Below are 19,162 nucleotides of genomic sequence, written 5' to 3' on the forward strand. Positions count from 1 at the left end.
CGAATAAAGAACATGAAAACAATAACTTTTTCATTACACACTCAACAACCATTACTGGCTACTTCATTTCAAGGCGATCCAAATAGTGATGTTTCCTACAATTATATTCCTGGTAGTATGATTCGCGGTGCAATAATTGGACGTTATATGAAAGAGCATAATTTATCAGAGTTAGATTTGAATAATAATGTAGTAAAACGCCTTTTTTTTGATAAAAAGACTTACTATTTAAATGCTTATTTGCTAAGTCAGAAGCAAAAGCGCACATTACCTGTACCTCTTTCTTGGTTCAAAGATAAGGATGCAGAATTGAGTGATGACTCATCTCATATCACAGTCTATGATTTTAGTATTGATGAAGAAGAAAAACCAGAAACACCAAAGTTTGTTGCGGAATATTTCTGGACAGAAGAGGGTGGAGTTACATTTTACAAGGAAAAGCGGCGTATCAATATTCATAACCGACGCGATCGCAAAAAAGGACGCGCTAGTCAAGAAGAAGGGGAAATATTCTGTTACGATGCTATGGATGCTGGACAGGCTTTTCAAGCTGTGATTCTGTGTCATGAAGCTGATGCAGACTTTCTCAAAAACCTGCTCCAAAAATCGGCAGATATCTGGCTAGGTGGTTCTCAAAGCGCAGGTTACGGACATACGAAAATATCTGATGTTATTTGTCACGATGTTTGGAATGAAATCAGTATTCCGGCTACTAAACGTATTAACAACGAATGTTTAAAAATTACACTTTTGAGTGATTTAATATTACGTGATGAGTGGGGTCAGTACGCTGTCATTCCGCCATCAACAGACCATCAAACACCAGCACCATTGATCAAAGAACTGGAAAAAGTTGTGGGGACACTTAAACCACAACGTAGTTTTGCTGGTAGCAGTGTAGTAGGTGGATTTAATCGTAAATGGGGATTACCTTTGCCTCAAATTGCAGTATTGAAAGCAGGGAGCGTATTTGTTTTTGATAATATTTCTTTAACTTCAGAGCAAATTCAACAATTAGAAAATTTAGGCATTGGTGAACGCAGAGTTGAAGGTTTTGGCAGAGTTGTTGTTAATTGGCTAGAAGAACAGCATTTTCAAGCAAAAAAACCCGAACCTCCGAAACTATCCAATCAGCCTGTGTTGAAACTACAAGCATCAAAAAATTTAGCAGCAGAAATGGCAGAGAGATTACTGCATCAAAAAATGGAACAAGCGTTACAAAAGCAAATTGGTTATTTAAAAATAGAAGGTAAAATCACCAATAATCAATTATCTCGCTTACAAAGTGTAGCCAGACAAGCTTTATCAACAGGAGACTGTGATTTAGTGCTATCTCTTTTAAAAAATCTACCGTCTAATGCCAGTGGTCAATTTGAAAGAGCCACAATCAGAGATATCTCTCTTAAACAAAAACTTGATGAATGGTTAAACAATCCCATGTCTTGGATTGGAGATTCTCAAAAGTTAAAAGTACGGGTTGCCGATGAAGAGAGAAGTATCACTGATAAGTTTGCTAGAGAAAACAAATTAGCTGAAAAGTATACATTGCGGTTAATTATGGCAGTTGCTAAAAAGGCAACAAAGGAGAAAAATAATGATTAATCAATGCCTAAGAGAACGCAATCAACGTCATATTATTCAACGGATTATTGTACGTGGTCTATTAGTATTAGATACCCCCACTTGTCTAGGAAGCGGTGATACTGAGGGTGATATTGATTTAGTCATTTTAAGAGACAGTTTAGAAGATAAAGCATTACTAATGGGTTCTTCTATTGCTGGAGCATTACGTAATTATTTACGAGATTATGAATATGGTTACAACGCAGATGAAATATCTGTATTATTCGGTGGACAACGTAGTGAAAAAGAAGGTGAGCAAAGTCCTTTAATTATTAATGATGCTCTTAGTAACACTACCCCTCATGTAGAATTACGAGATGGAGTCAAAATTAATAGCATTAGTAGAACTGCTGAAGATAGACAAAAATATGACTTGGAATTACTGGAAGCTGGAACACAATTTGACTTCTGTTTTGAATTATTAATAGAAAATAATCGAGAACAACTAATTAAAGAGTTAGTAATTGTTCTCCAAGGATTAGAAAACGGCGCAATTTCTATTGGCATGAAAAAGCAACGTGGTTTTGGTCGCTGTCACGTAAAAGAATGGCAAGTATGGCAATTTGACTTGCAAAAATATGATGATAGGATAGCGTGGTTAACTTTCCCTCATTGGACAACGGGTTTTTTAACAGAATATCGCACATACAAATCAATTGCTGATACTTTGAGTGTACATCTGGATGAAAAAGATAAACGCGATCGCCTAACTATTAACGCCACATTCACCCTTGCTACCCCTCTATTAATTCGTTCTGGCCAAGCATCCAGTGATAAAGCACCGGACGTAGTACACCTCAAATCTCGACGAGATGGAGAACTTCAACCTGTGTTATCTGGTACAAGTTTAGCGGGGGTATTACGTCATCGTGCAGAACGAATTGTTAATACTCTGCATAAAAATACAAGCATTATTGATGAAATATTTGGTGTTGATTTCAGTAAAAATAAAACGAAGAAAGCAACAGCAAGTCGTTTAATTGTTCATGAAAGTATCATTAAAGAAACAACTGATTTGGTACAAAACCGCATAGCTATTAACCGCTTTACAGGTGGTGCTTTACACGGTGCTTTATTCAACGAGCAACCAATTTTTGGAAACGACAAAACAGAGTTAAACTTGGAATTGGAATTACGTCAACCGAAACCTCATGAGATTGGTTTGTTGCTATTGTTAATTAAAGACTTGTGGACTGGAGATTTACCTGTTGGTGGTACAAGTAGTGTTGGAAGAGGAAGATTGCAGGGAAAAGAGGCAATAATTACTTTAGCTTCAGAAAATAAAATTTGGAAGATTACCCAAGGTTCAAAAGATGAACCTTTAACTATAGATAATGCTGAAGATTTGGAAAAATTTGTAGACGCATTAAACGAGGAGGTAGCTGCTTGAATAAACCAATACACAAGCTTTTAGATATTTCACCTAATTTAGATATAAATGAATGGTTGAAAACCCAAGCTAAAGAATATCAATTAAAGTATCTATTAGCTCATGCAGAAGATGGAGTAATCTGGGGAAAGTTTAAAGATGGTCAGTTATTAACATCAGATAGTGTATTTGATTTTTTGCCTCAATTAGATCCTTTAACTTTGCAACAATGTCGTGCTTTTGGTGAAACATCAGAAGTAATGCTTTGGCAAACTGATGAAGGTTTTAAAGCTCGTTTAATTCAAGATGAAAAAGATACAGAATTTATTTCAGAAAATCACATTCTTTGGGGAACAAAAGCAGACAAAACTTGTGATGAGTTTACCTTAGTATCAGATGGTTCACAAGGTTTACGTCATGCAGTGCCTTTAACTGATATTACATTTGATGGAAATCAGAAATTATTATATCGTCCCGTGCATTTAAGTGTTCGTCACTATATTGATTACGATGATTCGGGTGTAGCTCGAATTAATCTGAGTCGTCTAGTTAACTTAACTACTTTTAAGGAAGTCAAAAAATGAATCCAAGACACATTTCTAATGTTCCAGATAATCGTAAAGCGATCGCACCTTATAATTTTGTAGAATTACCAGAAAAAGTTGTAGAAGTATCACCAGATTCCTTACCGAAAGAAAACCGCTATTATTTACAAAGTGAAAATCGCTACACTGGTAGAATTGAATGTAATTTAACCACTGAATCACCTCTTTATATTCGTTGTGGATTAACAAGAGATGAATTTAAAGGTGGTTCAGAATCTAAAGATTTACCAAATTTCTTTTACACTAATCCTTTAGATAAATCTACAAAACCTGTTATTCCCGGTAGTAGCTTGCGAGGGATGCTACGAAATTTAGTTGAAATTGTTAGCTTTAGTAAAATTGATAAATTAACTAAAAATAATTTAGTTTATCGTGCAGTTGGAGACAGAACTTCATTAGGAGATAAGTATCGTGAGTATCTTCTAAGAGACGAAGGACACAATACATATTCTTTTTTAATGCAAGCAGGTTTTATAACTAAACAAGGTTCTAATTGGGCTATACGTCCTGCAAATGAAATAATTGATGGCTTATCTTTTGCCAGAATTGAAAGAAATAATATACCGAGAGGATTACGACGTTGGCATAATTCATTGAATGCTTTCGAGATAAGTGTTCAAGTTGATCCACTTCGTTCGCATCCTCATAACGAGGGACGAGTCAAGCTAGGTTATGCAAAAGCAACTCCAACAAATAATAATGGAATAGATGCTGTAGTTGTCAAAACAGGTTCTGCTCCACGCAAACACATGGAATTTGTTTTTGGTTTGCCTGAATCAAATGCAAATAACGATATCACTATTCCTGGGGAAATGATTCAGGAATATAAAGAACAAATTACTGAGGGACAAAAGCAATTACTAGGTGAAGAAGCTGTTTTACAAGAAATGCAACCAGTTTTTTATCTCATTCAAGATAGTAAATTAGTTTTCTTCGGACACGCAATGATGTTTCGTCTACCTTATGAAAAATCTGTTGAAAAATTTATACCTGAAGAATTACGTAAGTCAGAAATTATTGATATTACAGAATCTATTTTTGGTTGGGTTAAAGAGGAAAAGTCGAACAAATCCCAAACTAGAGGCAGTAGAATTTTTATAACTGATGCGATTTGTGTGACAACTGATAAAACTATTTGGCAAACAGGAGATCCTGATAAAACTATCAAACCTAAAATATTGGGTAGTCCTAAACCTACAACATTTCAACATTACTTAGTTCAAACTAATATTGATCGCAGGGAGCTACAACATTATGCTAAACAACCAAAGTTGGAAACTGTTATACGAGGACATAAGTTATATTGGCATAAAGGCTCTTCACCTCCTATTAAACTTGAAAGTCAAGCTTCAGAAAGTCAGACAACTACAATTAAGCCTATTAAATCAGGCATAAATTTTAAGTTCAAAATATATTTTGAAAATTTAACAGATATTGAGCTTGGCACAATTTTGTGGATACTTGACATTGCTCAAAGCGATAAATACCGTCTTAAACTTGGCATGGGTAAACCTTTGGGCATGGGTGCTATTAAAATTGAGCCACAGTTGTATTTGAGCGATCGCATATCTCGATACAGCAACCTATTTGATGGTCATGAATGGGCAATTAAGACAACTGATGCTGTTAGTGAAGACCATACAAATCTGATAACTGCATTTGAAAAATATATCCTTGATAATATTAGTATAGAAGACTATCCTCAAGAAAAGGGCAAAGGTGAAGTAGAGAAAATTTATCACCTACCTCGGATTAAAATGTTATTAGCTATGTTGGCTTGGAATAATTCTCTTAACATTGAGCAAGAAACTCGATATATGGAAATTACGCGAGATGTTAATGAGTTCCATATTGGTAGACCTACAAGAACTAATGATTCAACTGTCAATGAATACAAAGATCGTCCTGTACTACCAACTCCACTCCAAGTAATGGGATGGGATGATAGACGCAGATTTGATAATTCTCCTTCTTCACCCTCTAATTCCGATAATACTACCAGCATTCCAAAACCAATACCTAAAGGTCAAAAAAATACTCAACCAATACAAAATAATAAGCAATCTCAACAAAAACCAAAAGGGAACTCTGAAGGAGGTAATACTGCTGCTTGGGCTAGACCAACAAAACCACCAAAAAGATAAAAGCGATCGCGCAATTCCCCAACCCCAAAGCGTAGTAGTGGTAATTTGCAGATAAGTAAATATTGCCAAAGGCGATTTCAGTACGCGGCACAACTCCCCGCTACCGCTACACTCATTTGGCATTTTGGCACATATGGCATTTTTGAGGTTGGTATGGTGATATTCGCGAATGTCTTTGTGCGACAATACCGACTTGCAGAATCCCTCGGCTAACGACCGGGGGGCTTTTTTAACAAAAATTCAAATTCTCCCTTGACAAAAAAATTACCTCCAAGTTAGACGCTTTCGGAGGCAATGATCAAAGACATTTAATTGTGGACTAGTCTATATATAAATTTATCTGTACAGTAGAATACATTCCCTCTATCTCCAGCAATAGTCAGAGTTAAGTTTATACGTGATCAAAGTACATCCAACATTGTCTGACTGCGATCGCTCCCATAAAAGGTTTTATCTAATGTCGGGTGGGCAAAGTCAGTCCTACATTACTTCGACTAAATATCTAACCATAGATAGATGCTACGTATAAATATACAACTTTTGAGATAAATTTCTATATATCTGATGACGGATTGATTTGTTTAGTTAAAAAATTCATACTCAATCTGATTTATGCGGTGCATCATAATTGATGTCGCATTATTAATTTAGAATTATTTTCCCAATGTCAATCCCAAATGTTGACCCGGCTAACTGTGAACTAACTCAGGAATTAATATCTTTACGAGGACGGGTTGCTGAGTTAGAACAATTAGAAAAACAGTATCAGCGCAGCCAAGCATTGCTTGAGCAACAACTGAAAGCCGCCGGGTGTCAGCCGCCTGTGCAATTAGTTGAGTGTCAACTTCCTTGCCAGCAACTACAACAAGAAATTAGCGATAGACGACAGGTAAAAACGGCTTTAGGGGAGAGTGAAGAACGGCTGAGGATGGCTTTAGATGCTGCTAATATGGGGTTTTGGGATTGGCATATCCTGATTGAAAAAGTCATCTGGTCGGAAAATCATGCACTTTTATTTGGTTTAATTCCAGGTAGTTTTGCTGGTACATATGATGCGTTTTTATCCTGTGTGCATCCTGAAGATCAACAAAAAGTCATAGATAAAATTTCCCAAAGCCAAGCTAGTAAACCGCATTACAGTGATCAATTTCGCGTAGTTTGGCCAGATCACACAATACATTGGATTGCTGCTCAGGGAAAATTTTTCTTTGACCAACAGGGACAGCCGATAAGGATAATTGGGACGTGTATGGATATTACCGAAAGCAAACAGATAGAAGCAAATACACAGCATCTGGTGAACCAAGTTCAAGAACAGGCTAATATCTTAGATGCTATTCTTGCTACCTCAGTAGATCACATTTTTATATTCAATAGCACAGGTCAATATCAATATGTCAGTCATGGGGGTGCTGCGACTTTGGGTCTTCATCCAGAAGATATGGTTGGTAAGACTGTGCAAGAACTTGATTTACCAAAAGATTTAATCGAAACAGTAGAGTATCAATATCAAACTGTCATGGCAACCGGCACACCGATCAAAGATGAGTGTGAATATGTGACAGTAAATGGTACACAATACTATGAATACATACTGACACCACTACGTAATGTTGACAAAAATATTGAGGGTGTAATCACAGTCTCTCGTAACATTACAGAACACAAACGCGCTGAAAAATCTTTACGAGATAGCGAAGCTAGATTTAGGCGGTTGTTTGAATCCAATTTGATTGGGGTGGCGTTTTGGACTGTAGATGGCTTGATTACTGATGCTAATGATGCTTACTTAAAACTAGCTGGTTACACCCGTGAAGAGTTTGCTGCTTTAGGTAAAATCGATTGGCGAGAACTTACTCCTCCAGAGTATAGACCTTTGGACGATCGCGCGATCGCTGAAGTCAAAGCCAATGGTGTTTCCCAACTTTATGAAAAGGAGTATATCCACCGCAACGGTAAACGGGTAGCAGTGGTATTAGGCATAGCTTTACTCAACGACTCGCAAAACATGGGCGTGGCTTTTGTTCTGGATATTAACGAACGCAAGCAAGTAGAACAAGAGCGCGATCGCTTACTATCTCAAGAAAGATTAGCACGCCAAGAAGCAGAGGTTGCCAATCGCATTAAAGATGAATTTTTGGCGGTTCTCTCCCATGAACTGAGAACCCCACTCAATCCCATCTTAGGTTGGTCAAAATTGTTACGTTCCCGCAAGTTTGATCAAGCTACGACTGAACGCGCTTTAGAAACCATTGAACGGAATGCTAAACTGCAAACGCAATTAATTGAAGATTTATTAGATGTTTCCCGCATCCTGCAAGGAAAATTGACATTAAATATCTGTCCGGTAAGTGTAGTCATGGTAGTTGAAGCGGCGGTGGAAACAGTACGACTGGCGGCAGATGCCAAATCTATTAACATTCTGACTTTCCTTGATCCTAATTTAAGCCAAGTCATGGGTGATTCCAATCGACTACAACAGGTAGCATGGAATTTACTCTCTAATGCGGTCAAGTTTACACCCTCTGGCGGCACAGTAGATATTCACCTCAAAGAAGTTAATCACCATGTACAAATTCAAGTCAGCGATACAGGTAAAGGCATTGCACCAGATTTTTTGCCCTATGTGTTTGATTACTTTCGTCAAGCCGACAGTACAACTACCAGAAAATTTGGTGGCTTGGGTTTAGGACTCGCGATCGTGCGTCAGGTCGTAGAATTACATGGTGGCACTGTTGCAGCCCTAAGTCTTGGCGAAGGCATGGGTGCTACCTTTCAAGTTAATTTACCACTGATACACAAACACGAACCCATGAGTTATGAAGATGATCAACCTTTACCCACTAGCCATCCATCACCTATGCTCTCAGGTAGAAGGGTTTTGGTAGTAGACGACGAACCAGACATTAGAGACTTAGTAAGTTTTATTCTAGAAGATTACGGAGTCGAAGTTACTGCCGTGACATCAGCACAAGAAGCATTAGATACACTATCTGAGTCGTTACCAGATATTTTAATTAGTGATATTGGAATGCCAGAGGTAGACGGTTATATGTTGATACGGCAATTAAGACAGCAGCCACCACAACGGGGGGGAAATATCCCGGCGATCGCACTTACTGCTTACGCTGGGGAAATCAATCAGCAGCAAGCAATGGAGGCTGGGTTTCAACTGCACGTATCGAAACCAGTAGATCCAGATGCTTTGATTGAGGCGATCGTTAGTTTGATTTGATTGGGCATTTATAAAATTTCTCCCTTGTCTCTCTTCCCTCATTATCCAGTCGTCACAGCCTGTTCTTGAGGTAAGAAAGCCAAAATTATATCCGTCTCTGGAATTCCTCTATTAATTAAGTCTTGAGTAATACCAGTTTCCATGCCATCATATTCCACCCAAACTTTCCCATCTTGAATAGTGACATAAATCAAATTTCCTCTAACTCGTCGTCCCCTTTCCCAGCCTACCTGCATGAGTGCATAACGATTTTGGGTATCATCAAATACTGTGTCTAGTCTAATTTCGCCGTGAGAGGGACGAAAACTAGCGTATTTCTGAATGACTTGTTTTACAATGTTTCGATAAACCGTGTTGGTATCCATTGCTTGACCTCTGCCTTCTCTGTATCTACGATAAGCAATTTCATGGGTAAGTCGCTAATTACGAGTTGACCAATTGGTTCACTAAATATTTCTTCATAAGTGATATCTGTAATTGCCAGATATATTGCACGTTCAGGATCTACTTGATTGAGTAAGAGTTGGTAAAGAGTGTATTGACCAATCGCTTGTTCTAAATCAGCGATCGCAGACCGACCTCGAAATTCTTTAATCTCAATGGCAATTCTACTATTTTGGCGTTTAGCCCCAATGAATCTTGCTGTTAACTGCTTTGAAGTATTGCTTTCCGTTGCGCCCAAGTCTACGAATAAAAATCGCTCACCATAGGATATGACAAAGGGATCGTCGGTAATTTCCCAGCCATCTTTGGTGATAGCTTGTTTAACAATACTGTGGATATTATCTCTTTGCGGCATGAATTGTTGATTTTTTACAGTTCCTATAAAAAAGCCTCCCATATTGAGGAGGCTGAAAATTAAGCGGAGACAAGTTTGTTCAACTACACCAAGACAACAGCGATCGCACCTCCAAAGGCTGCGAAAACGGCAGAAACTATCGCTGTGGCAAATAACCACCAAGCAGCTGAAGCGGCTGCTTTGCGGGTTTCTTCTGCTTGTCTTTGGGCTTGATGTTTGACTTCTTCTAAGCGGCGTTCGGCTTCATGTTGTAGGCGTTCGGCACGTTGTAAGACTGTATTACGTGCGCGTTCAACTTGGTCAACAATCCGGTTAGCATCAGCTTCGGAAATATCTTCGCGGGAACTCATGATGGCTACGAGGGTATCGCGGTTGAAGGATGAGAGGCGATCGCGTAATGCGTCAAATCCTGCCTGTGGGTCTTCTAATAATGTGCGAACATCGTGTTTAACACCATCGTAATTGAGTTCGGGACGTTCTAAGGAGTTGAGATAGTGACGAATCCTTTCAAAAATTCCATCAATCACATCTTGAATGCGCCGTTGGATTCCCCGCACCTGTTCGACAAATTGATCGCGGACTGAGACGATATTATCAGCTATGCGGGCAGCTTCTTCATCGCTGATATCTTCGCGAATTTTTAGCAGAGCAATAATTGTACCACGGTCAAAATGTGACAGGCGATCGCCCAAACTTTCCATTCCTACGCCTGGATCATGCAGTAGTAACTGCACATCGCGCTTGATGCCTTCTGGGTTCAATTCTTCCTTGCCAGTATGCCGCAGATATGCCTCTAAATAAGCTTGGAAGTTCTGCACTCTTTGTTGGGTGCGGGTAGCTAGGCGACGGGGCGCACGCACAATGTTACGAATGGAAGTTTGCACAGAGTCAATCACTTCGTTGACTTGGGCTTCACTCAAGTCTTGGCGTTGACTGAGCAATTTTACCAATGTATCTCTGTCTAAGTGCGATAACCTCTGACGGATGGCGACAACTCCCTCACTAGGATTCTCAAACAGTCGATTTAAATCCCGTTGAATCCCTTCTGGATTAAGTTCTTCCTTGCCAGTTCTGCGTAAGTAATCGGCAATTGTTGTAGTTACAGAATCATATTGTTCTTTGGCTTTGTCTGCTATAGCTTGCGGCGCATGGCGGACACTGTGCCAAGATTCCTCAACAGTATGGATGATTTGATTAGCTTGGTCTTCGTTGATATCTTGCCGTTGACTCAATAATTGAAACAGGGTATCACGGTCAAAGCGAGATAACCGCGCCCCAATTGCCGTCATTCCGGCTTGGGGGTCTGCTAGCAAGGTTTTCAGGTCAGCCCGGATGGCATCGGGGTTTAATTCGGCTTTGTCGGTGTTACGCAGATATGCCTCGACATTTAGCCAGAGGGTTTCAGCTTGATATTTGGCTTGTTCTGCCAAGTTTTTGGATTCTACCAAACTGCGATCGCGTTGTCTTTCTAATTGATCTAAAATGGCATCAACTTCGTAGGACTGCATATCATTGCGTTCTAGCAATATATCTCGCATCTGTTGACGCTCAACTATAGCCAGTCGCCGCGATAGGGTTTCATAATCTGCTTCGTGGTCTGTTACTAAAGGTTTGAAATCTTTTTCAATCCCTTCTGGGGTCAAATCAGCCTTAGCCGTTACTAACAAATAACTGTTAACACGGCGTTGCAAGTCTTGGGATATCTCTCTTTCAGCTTCAGCAGTGACTATTACTAGCACTTCCTGACGTACTGCTTCCAGGCGATCGGCTATGTGCTGAATTTGAGTTTGAGTCAGTAATCCCCGGTCTTGGAGAATATTCACAAAATCCTTGCGGGAAAGTCGTTCTAGTTCTCGCCGCACTGTACTAGGATCGGCGGCTGGATCGTAGATCACATCACGAAATTCTTGGGCAATTCTATCCTCACTCAATTGCCAAGCATAGGTGTTGTGCAGATAGTTTTCTACATCAGCGCGAATCGGGCTGTAAGGTTGGGAAGGTGTAGGCAGTCCTAATTTATCAGCTTGTGTTGTAGCTTTTTCTTTGGCTGTAGTCAAGGCGTGCCAGATTTTTTCCACATCTAAATCTGATAAATCTGCCCGTCCCAAAGCTACGCCAGTTAAAGCAGATATTGCTTGCTGGATTGTACTCTGAATCGGCCCTGGGGCTGTTTTTTGATCAGCTTCCTTCGCTGGACGCATTTCTGCAATCAACCGATCTAGTTTGGCATTGAGTTCATCGGTTTTGGTTTGTCCAGGTGGCATCGTTTTGAGATAGTTAACCAACTCACCCAGGTTGTCTTGTACAGGTTTTTGTTGACCTACAACTTGTTGCCAAACCTTGTATAGATTATCAGCGATGCGGTTGATATCTCGCTTCGACAGGTCTGTACGGCTGCTGACTAACTCAACAAACTTTTGGCGGTCAATCTGACGCAAATCAGGGCTACCAGCAATTTCTCTCAGTTGTGGGTCTTGAAGTAAACTTTCAAATTCCCGGCGAATATGAGATACGTCTAATTCTGGTGGACGCAGCTTTTCAATATAATCTTCTATGTTTTCTCGGATACTGATCGGGTCGATCGCACTGCCTAATTCCCGACGTACCGCAGAGGCGGCGGCTTCAGCTGTGGATACTACTTGCTGATTGACGGCTTTTGCACCGAGGGCTGCGGTAGCTGTTCCCATAATCGCCTGAAAACCAGAGGTGGCGGTGTGAACTACCGAACCAATTAATGAACCTACAGTAGTAGAACTCACCCACACCAATAATAAAAAGTATGCACCCCAAATCACTAAACCTAGAATTGCTCCCAATCCCGGATCTAGAACCAACAGGCTCAACTTTACTGCGAGAAAAGAGGCGATTAATAAGGCAATAGTGACAGAGATTAATGTCCACAGTCCGACCGCCGTGCCAATTTTGCGAATTGTCCCGCCAAAACTGCCGCCTGCATCCGTACCTGAATCAGATGGACGACCCAAATAGGAAATCCCTGCGGCTACGGAAAGATTGGTTAATACTAATTGGAAAGCAAAAGCTAAAATCACTCCAGACAGGAGAGCAACAAAAAAGCGCGGCCCAGCAGTCAGCAGTGATAATTGTGCTGGTGAGACCCCTGGTGGAGTAACGGGGATTTGTGCTACCCACAATAGAGGCTTGTAGAGTGCGAGTATAATATCTGTACTGTGAAACATTGTATTTCCTTGCGCTAATAATAATTGCTAAGTGCTGGGTGCTAAGTGGGTAAGGGCGGATTTAAGCAAAAATAAGCAAAAGTCCGCTCACTCATTACTTAGGACTCAGCACTAAGTTAGTCAGTTTGTGAGTAGCAAGTGTATTTGATGTATGTATTTATGGCATTCCCTACAATTTTATTGTTAATATATAGAATCCTTAATTTTGATAGTTAAAATCATCTTCCCAAAGATTGAAATCATATCTTACGGGAGATAGAAGTTTGTATTTTTAACCGCATTATTTTAAAGAGATTTATAAAAATGGGAGCAAAAAATCCTTATAGAACACAGAATAATACATTTATTTTTTAATAATTGTTTGTGCCTTATTTCTTTTAAGAAATATCCTCATAATCCATGAGACTTTAATGCAAATTTACGTTCATTTACAAATAAGATGATCGTCACCTCCTCAAGATGGATTTGACAATATAAAAATGTTTCCATTAATCGTCCGCAAGAAGTGCTTAGAGATTGTATCTACCGACAGAAAGCAATTCACTGATAAATAGCTAAAGTTAAGTTAAGTAACAAATTGTTAGGAGCAAAAAATGGAAACTCGTTCTTCCACTAGTAATCTGCCAACAATTGCTACCGAATATAACGGACGCGATCGCAATGCGTTTTTATTTGGTTGGAATCCCCAAGCGGAAATTTGGAACGGTCGTTTGGCGATGATTGGCTTTCTCGCTTACTTGCTTTGGGATTTAGCAGGTTATAGCGTCCTGCGGGATGTATTGCACCTCATTGGTTACTAACCAGACTTACGCAATCATTACGTATTTTCGTCATTGCGGCCGTAAACAAGCAATCGCAAAGCTTTGATTTTCGTTGTGAGTGGGTAAATCCTAACTAAAACAAAGCTTTGAAAAAACAGTTCTGAATATTTAGGAGAAAACAATGGAAACTCGTCCTTCTACAGATTTACCACCAGTTGCTAATGCTTACAATGGCATAGACCGCAACGCCTTTATCTTCGGCTTTAATCCCCAAGCCGAACTCTGGAATGGTCGTTTAGCAATGATTGGTTTTCTAGCTTATTTACTGTGGGATTTAGCAGGTTATAGTGTATTGCGTGATGTGCTACACTTCATCAGATATTAATTTGCTAAGGGTTGGTAATGGGTAATAACTTCTTCCCAATTCCCAACTCCCAAAATCAACCAAAAGTAGTCTTGAGAAAATTCACAATCTCTTCTGGGGGTTGTGAAATATCTATATATATAGCGTTATTAGGCTCTTCAATGGTGTTAAATTGGCTGTTGAGGAGTTTTTCGCTCATAAAGTGACTTTGGCGTTCTTGCAGCCGTTTTTGGATGATTTCGTCTGACCCTTTGAGGTAAACGACCTTGATATCATCCCTATCCCCTACCAAAAATTGTCGATAACTGGCTTTGAGTGCGGAACAGGCTAAAACTACATTTCTATTTTCTTGCAACCATTGCGCGATCGCATTTCGTATATCTTGCAACCACGGTATTCTATCAGCATCATCTAGGGGAATACCCAGGCGCATTTTCTCAATATTTTCTGGCGAGTGAAAATCATCCGCGTCTTGAAATTCCCATCCCAAAGACTCCGCCAACAGTTTACCAATGGTGGTTTTACCAGAACCAGCTACACCCATGATCAGAACTATCATTAACGGCTAAAGATTACTATAGATTTGTTTTAGAGACGATAATTTTAAACCCAGTGAAAAATTGCCTGCATACCTTGTTTAAACTTATCACTGATGAAACTCACTGAAAATCCGACAAAGCCAGAAATAGTTTTACCGATATTTTTGCCGATTTCTTTGACTGCTTCCGAAAAAACTAGAGTAGCAATAGCATTAGCGGCAACTGAGAAAGTATCCATAACTGAATCCATAAATTCAAAAATCCTACTTATACTAGTATGCTATTGCAGATTTGTCATGTCTAAAAAAATACTTAAGTTTAAACTCTGAGCTTTGCCAAACCTAGATAACGAATACCTTCGGGGGAAATATCGAATCGGCAAGGTAAGACCTCTAAACCAAGTGCGATCGCATCTCGTAATAACTTACCATATAAAGGATCAGCATTATCACCAGGGGCGAACTCTGTACAATCACCCCGATTAATCAAGTACAACATAACTGCACGGGTTTGGGGAAGGAGTGCAGTTAGTTCTCGTAAATGCTTTTGTCCCCTGGTAGTTTCGGTGTCAGGGAATAGTGCTAAAGTCCCTTCACACCAAGTTGTGTTTTTCACTTCTAAATAAATTGGGCGTTCTGCGTCAGTCCCCGTTAACAAGAAATCTACACGGCTTTTCTTATCATGTCCATAAACTACCTCGCCTTTGATTTGGCTATAGTTACCCAACTCCGGGAACAGGTACTTTGCTAAAGCTAACTTCACTATCCGATTGGGCAAAGCTGTATTTACACCTACCCAAGTCGGCTGATTATCGTGTACCTGAATTAGTTCTAGAGTGTAAGCCAATTTGCGGTGAGGATTATCGCTTTTAGAAAGTTGTACGACACTCCCAATAGTTGATACTCCAGTCATCGGGCCAGTATTGGGACAGTGTGCTGTAACTACTTCCCCAGTAGCTAACTGCACATCAGCAAAAAAGCGTTTGTAACGTTTCAGCAAAACACCAGCATATAGGGGGGGATAACAGTAAAGCCAATCAGTCATAAAACTAGCAATTTAGGATCAAGACATTTTCAAATTTTTTTAATTATTTTGAAAGTTAAATTTACAAAGGGAATTATAAATCTTTTTAAATTAGTGCAGCTAGTGCAGCGATCGCAAAATCCTGCTAGTTTGCTTTAACACATATCATGATTTGTCAATTTTTGTAGTCATTTTGACGACATTTTAATAAAAAGTAGCATACACTCGGTAATATAAGCCTCCCATCAAGATAAATGGGAATGATTGCAAAGGCAAGGAGAAAATTCCTATGCAACAAGTCGGGGGAATCACAGAATTAGAATATGCCTTTCTATTTACCTTTAGAAAGGTGAATTCAATTAATGTAGAAGATTTCCAAGCGTTTTTTAACAATTTACCTGTTGATCCTTATATTAAAGGTAACTATCGCCTCAGAAGATTATCACGGTTTATAGTTACAGGAGAGCAATTACACAAATTGCCGCATGGATATCTTTTCCAAAGTAAAGAATACAATCCATTATTGGGTGATGTAAAGCGAGAGTTTGCAGAATTAGAAGATGCCATGATAGAACTTGATAGTTTTAGAAAATTAATATTGGCATTTACCGATTCTTGTAAAATCCATCCAGAAGCTGAAATCGGTGTGCATCAAATTAGAACCATATGTTCTCCTGATAGTTTTGGTAATCCTGCACCGGAAGGTATCCATCAAGACGGTACTGACTTTATCGGGATTTTTTCTGTTAATAGGGAAAATATTCAAGGTGGAGAAACACACTTATATACTGCTAAAAAGGAAAAGCCTGTGTTTAGTAAAATTCTCTATCCAGGAGAAATTGTGTTAGTCAATGACCATGAATTTTTCCACTTTACAACACCGATTAAACCACAAACTGAAGCTCATGGTGTAAGGGACGTATTTGTGCTAACTTCTCCTAGTTTATTGACTGATTGAAGGAAGCAATAGTATGTCTGACTTTTCACGGGATCTGGAAAACCCCTCGATCTAGCTTGCTTCTCTTACGTTCCCTGCGGGACGCTAACGCGAACGACACGCTGCGCGTTGGCGTAGCCTCTCGTTCGCGTAGCGTCTCCCTTTGGGAGAAGAGAATGTAGGGAAGGGGGTTAGGGGGTTAGGTTTCGCGTTAGCTTTTCCACATAACGTGAAAAGTCAGAATAGTATGTAGCGACTGCCTTAAAACATTGGGTTCAAAAAACCTAGAAAGTTTCAAATATAACTATCTTATGATTATTCAACCCAGTAAATTAAGGTTGTCGCCCTACTACGTTTATACTCTTTTAGCAGACAGAGATAACTGTGTAGGTTTCCCTAACTCACTATTTGCATTGCTATTAACTTCTTCTGCTGCTAATAATTCCCGCAGTAGTCGGACTGTAGCCTTTTGTAGCAATTGGTTGGTAACTTGCTGACCTAAACGTTGCACACCAGGATTTACTAATAATTGAGCTATTTGCGGTGCGAGTTGTGTTGCATCAAAGCCGCGAGTTTCTCTCAAAATATTAGAGATATTTTTGATATGTTCTAAGGTTTGTTGTTGCTCAACTGTTGCACCTGGAGTTTCGTTGATGGCTGTAATACCTACTCTTTCTCTTAACAGGTAAGTAAAGTTATGTAGGACATTTTTACTTAAAGCATTCAGTCCATTTAAAACTTCATCTACTAGTTTGTCGCGAATAAAAGACCCGCGTTCAGAAGATAGAAAATCTACACCTTGATTAAATACTAAATTGAGGTCGTAGTCTTGATTTTTCCGCGCATTCTTTAATAAGTTTTCTAACCGATTCCACCGGAATTTACCCTCTTTAAATAGTAAGTCTCGTAGTGATGTTCTTAATTGTGGTGCTGGGTCGGTTAATAGACGTTTCGCAACGTAAGGATATGCTTCACTGAGAACTTTAAAGTCGGGATCTATATATATAGCTATGCCTTCCAGTGTTACCAAAGAGCGAATAATTAAAGCATAGTAGGGGGGTACGCGGAAAGGATACTCGTACATCAATGCTGATAGGTCATCAGTGATGCTTTTAATGTTAAATTCAGCGACGCTAGCACCTTGAGCGTTAGCAAATACTTTGGCGAAAGCTGGAATAATTGGCGTTAAATCTGTTTCTGGGGAGAGAAAATCTAGTTTAACGTAGTCTTGTGCTAGTCCTTCAAAGTCGCGGTTAACAACGTGGACGATCGCCTCAATTAAACCATAACGTTGGGGCGGTTGAATCTCACTCATCATCCCAAAATCTAGATAAGCTAGTTTACCATCTGGTGTGGCTAACAAGTTACCTGGATGGGGGTCAGCGTGAAAGAATCCATGTTCTAAAAGTTGTCTTAATGAACACTGTACACCGACTTCAATTAAATACCGCGCATCTATACCTTGGGCTTTAATTTCTGCGGTCTGGGTTAACTTTGTGCCGTTAATCCACTCCATCGTTAACACGCGACGGTTGGTATATTCCCAGTATATTTTCGGAACGTAAATGTCTTGAATATGACCGTATAATTCAAAAAATCGTTCGGCATTTTCGCCTTCATGGATATAATCCATCTCTTCAAAAATGCGATCGCCTAATTCATCTAAAATCCCAACTAAGTCACTGCGTACCCGCTTGACTTTTTTCTGTACCCAAGCTGCCAGGCCTCGTAAAATATATAAATCAATAGTGATGCGTTCTCTTAAGTCAGGACGCTGGACTTTCACCGCTACTTCTTCCCCAGTCTTCAGTTTACCTTTATAAACTTGACCCAAGGAAGCAGCTGCGATCGGCATGGCTGAAAGTTCTGCGTAAACTTCTTCCGGCGGGTTTCCTAGTTCTTCTTCAATGAACTGGTAGGCGATTTCGTTAGGAAAAGCGGGTAATTGGTCTTGTAACCTTGTGAGTTCTTCTAGGTAGAGGGGAGGAACTAAATCCGGTCTAGTGGATAAAGCTTGCCCAATTTTGATATAAGCCGGCCCCAATTGTGTGAGTAAGTCTCTTAATTGAATTGCTCGACGCTGGTCATTTTTGACGACAACTCCCCGTTTGTTATCCCACCACAACCCCAAAACAAAGGATATAGTCGGCCCTAAAACTGCGAAAATCCGCCTTACAACTTGCCAAGGTCTAGCTTGATAGTGGGCTGTTATTTCCGCCGGGTTGTAACTTAATATCTCAGGTTCAACAATTTTCGTTAGCATCGCCTGTTCTGTAACTTGCAGCTCACCCTCAATCGGTCGGGAGTTCGTAGGAAGTGTCTTAACAATCATAGAAAAAGCCACCGGTTGGATTGGGTATGTTAAGTATTGTAACAATATGTTTAAAATAATTGGTATTTCTTAAGATCGGGGATTGAGGACTGGGAAATAAGGAGAGTAATTAATGACTAATGACCATTGACTTTTTTGTTACACTAAAATGTGCTTGCTAGTTCAATGGTAGTAGGTATTTGGCGATTCTCAAAAATCCTGCTTAACCTCCTGTAACTTCAAATCGCTGTGTTC

15 protein-coding genes are annotated in these 19,162 nt (G+C 39.6%); 8 read left to right on the top strand and 7 right to left on the bottom strand.

What is annotated here, in order from left to right; all coding sequences use genetic code 11:
- Positions 1–12 precede the first annotated feature (12 nt).
- From ACM0OR_RS03465 to ACM0OR_RS03485, 5 genes are all read left to right on the top strand, one after another.
- The gene (locus ACM0OR_RS03465) at positions 13–1,602 is read left to right on the top strand and encodes an RAMP superfamily CRISPR-associated protein (RefSeq protein WP_414575006.1); all 1,590 of its coding nucleotides are present in this window, start codon (positions 13–15) and stop codon (positions 1,600–1,602) included.
- Positions 1,595–3,013, top strand: coding sequence for an RAMP superfamily CRISPR-associated protein (locus ACM0OR_RS03470; protein WP_414575007.1), 1,419 nt, complete (start codon positions 1,595–1,597; stop codon positions 3,011–3,013). Before ACM0OR_RS03465 ends, ACM0OR_RS03470 begins: the two co-directional genes overlap by 8 nt.
- On the top strand, positions 3,010–3,576 hold the full coding sequence (csx19, locus tag ACM0OR_RS03475) for a CRISPR-associated protein Csx19 (RefSeq protein WP_414575008.1): 567 nt from the start codon (positions 3,010–3,012) through the stop codon (positions 3,574–3,576). Before ACM0OR_RS03470 ends, csx19 begins: the two co-directional genes overlap by 4 nt.
- Positions 3,573–5,741 carry a TIGR03986 family CRISPR-associated RAMP protein gene (locus ACM0OR_RS03480; protein WP_414575009.1) on the top strand — a complete coding sequence of 723 codons (2,169 nt, stop codon included), beginning with the start codon at positions 3,573–3,575 and terminating at the stop codon, positions 5,739–5,741. Before csx19 ends, ACM0OR_RS03480 begins: the two co-directional genes overlap by 4 nt.
- A 664-nt stretch (positions 5,742–6,405) precedes the next feature.
- Positions 6,406–8,976 (top strand): PAS domain S-box protein, encoded by a 2,571-nt coding sequence (locus tag ACM0OR_RS03485; protein WP_414575010.1) that lies wholly within the window; start codon positions 6,406–6,408, stop codon positions 8,974–8,976.
- 41 nt (positions 8,977–9,017) lie between these two features.
- Here the strand turns inward: ACM0OR_RS03485 and ACM0OR_RS03490 are convergent, their stop codons facing one another.
- From ACM0OR_RS03490 to ACM0OR_RS03500, 3 genes are all read right to left on the bottom strand, one after another.
- Positions 9,018–9,341, bottom strand: a complete 324-nt coding sequence (locus ACM0OR_RS03490; RefSeq protein WP_414575012.1) for a XisI protein — start codon at positions 9,339–9,341, stop codon at positions 9,018–9,020.
- Positions 9,308–9,775, bottom strand: a complete 468-nt coding sequence (locus ACM0OR_RS03495; protein WP_414575013.1) for a XisH family protein — start codon at positions 9,773–9,775, stop codon at positions 9,308–9,310. The genes ACM0OR_RS03490 and ACM0OR_RS03495 overlap by 34 nt, the downstream gene beginning before the upstream one ends.
- An 83-nt stretch (positions 9,776–9,858) precedes the next feature.
- Entirely contained in the window at positions 9,859–12,972 is a 3,114-nt protein-coding gene (locus ACM0OR_RS03500) for an MFS transporter (protein ID WP_414575014.1), read from the bottom strand.
- A gap of 593 nt (positions 12,973–13,565) precedes the next feature.
- On the opposite strand from ACM0OR_RS03500, the gene ACM0OR_RS03505 reads away from it, so the two are divergent.
- Positions 13,566–13,772, top strand: coding sequence for a chlorophyll a/b-binding protein (locus ACM0OR_RS03505; RefSeq protein WP_323267351.1), 207 nt, complete (start codon positions 13,566–13,568; stop codon positions 13,770–13,772).
- Between the two features lie 142 nt (positions 13,773–13,914).
- Entirely contained in the window at positions 13,915–14,118 is a 204-nt protein-coding gene (locus tag ACM0OR_RS03510; RefSeq protein WP_237991246.1) for a chlorophyll a/b-binding protein, read from the top strand.
- A gap of 55 nt (positions 14,119–14,173) precedes the next feature.
- On the opposite strand, the gene ACM0OR_RS03515 is transcribed toward ACM0OR_RS03510, so the two are convergent.
- The 3 genes from ACM0OR_RS03515 to sfsA form a co-directional block, all read right to left on the bottom strand.
- Positions 14,174–14,656 carry a gluconokinase gene (locus ACM0OR_RS03515; protein ID WP_414575015.1) on the bottom strand — a complete coding sequence of 161 codons (483 nt, stop codon included), beginning with the start codon at positions 14,654–14,656 and terminating at the stop codon, positions 14,174–14,176.
- Positions 14,657–14,700: 44 nt separating this feature from the next.
- A complete protein-coding gene (locus ACM0OR_RS03520; protein WP_414575016.1) occupies positions 14,701–14,886 on the bottom strand; it encodes a hypothetical protein in 186 nt (61 codons plus the stop codon).
- Between the two features lie 68 nt (positions 14,887–14,954).
- Positions 14,955–15,680: a DNA/RNA nuclease SfsA gene (sfsA, locus tag ACM0OR_RS03525; RefSeq protein ID WP_414575017.1), complete on the bottom strand. Its 726-nt coding sequence runs from the start codon at positions 15,678–15,680 to the stop codon at positions 14,955–14,957.
- Positions 15,681–15,948: 268 nt separating this feature from the next.
- On the opposite strand from sfsA, the gene ACM0OR_RS03530 reads away from it, so the two are divergent.
- Positions 15,949–16,617, top strand: a complete 669-nt coding sequence (locus ACM0OR_RS03530) for a 2OG-Fe dioxygenase family protein (protein ID WP_414575018.1) — start codon at positions 15,949–15,951, stop codon at positions 16,615–16,617.
- A gap of 334 nt (positions 16,618–16,951) precedes the next feature.
- On the opposite strand, the gene ACM0OR_RS03535 is transcribed toward ACM0OR_RS03530, so the two are convergent.
- Positions 16,952–18,928: an ABC1 kinase family protein gene (locus ACM0OR_RS03535; RefSeq protein ID WP_414575019.1), complete on the bottom strand. Its 1,977-nt coding sequence runs from the start codon at positions 18,926–18,928 to the stop codon at positions 16,952–16,954.
- Positions 18,929–19,162: the final 234 nt, after the last annotated feature.

It is taken from the genome of Anabaena sp. CCY 9402-a (assembly GCF_963920945.1).
Lineage (GTDB): Bacteria > Cyanobacteriota > Cyanobacteriia > Cyanobacteriales > Nostocaceae > Trichormus > Trichormus minutissimus.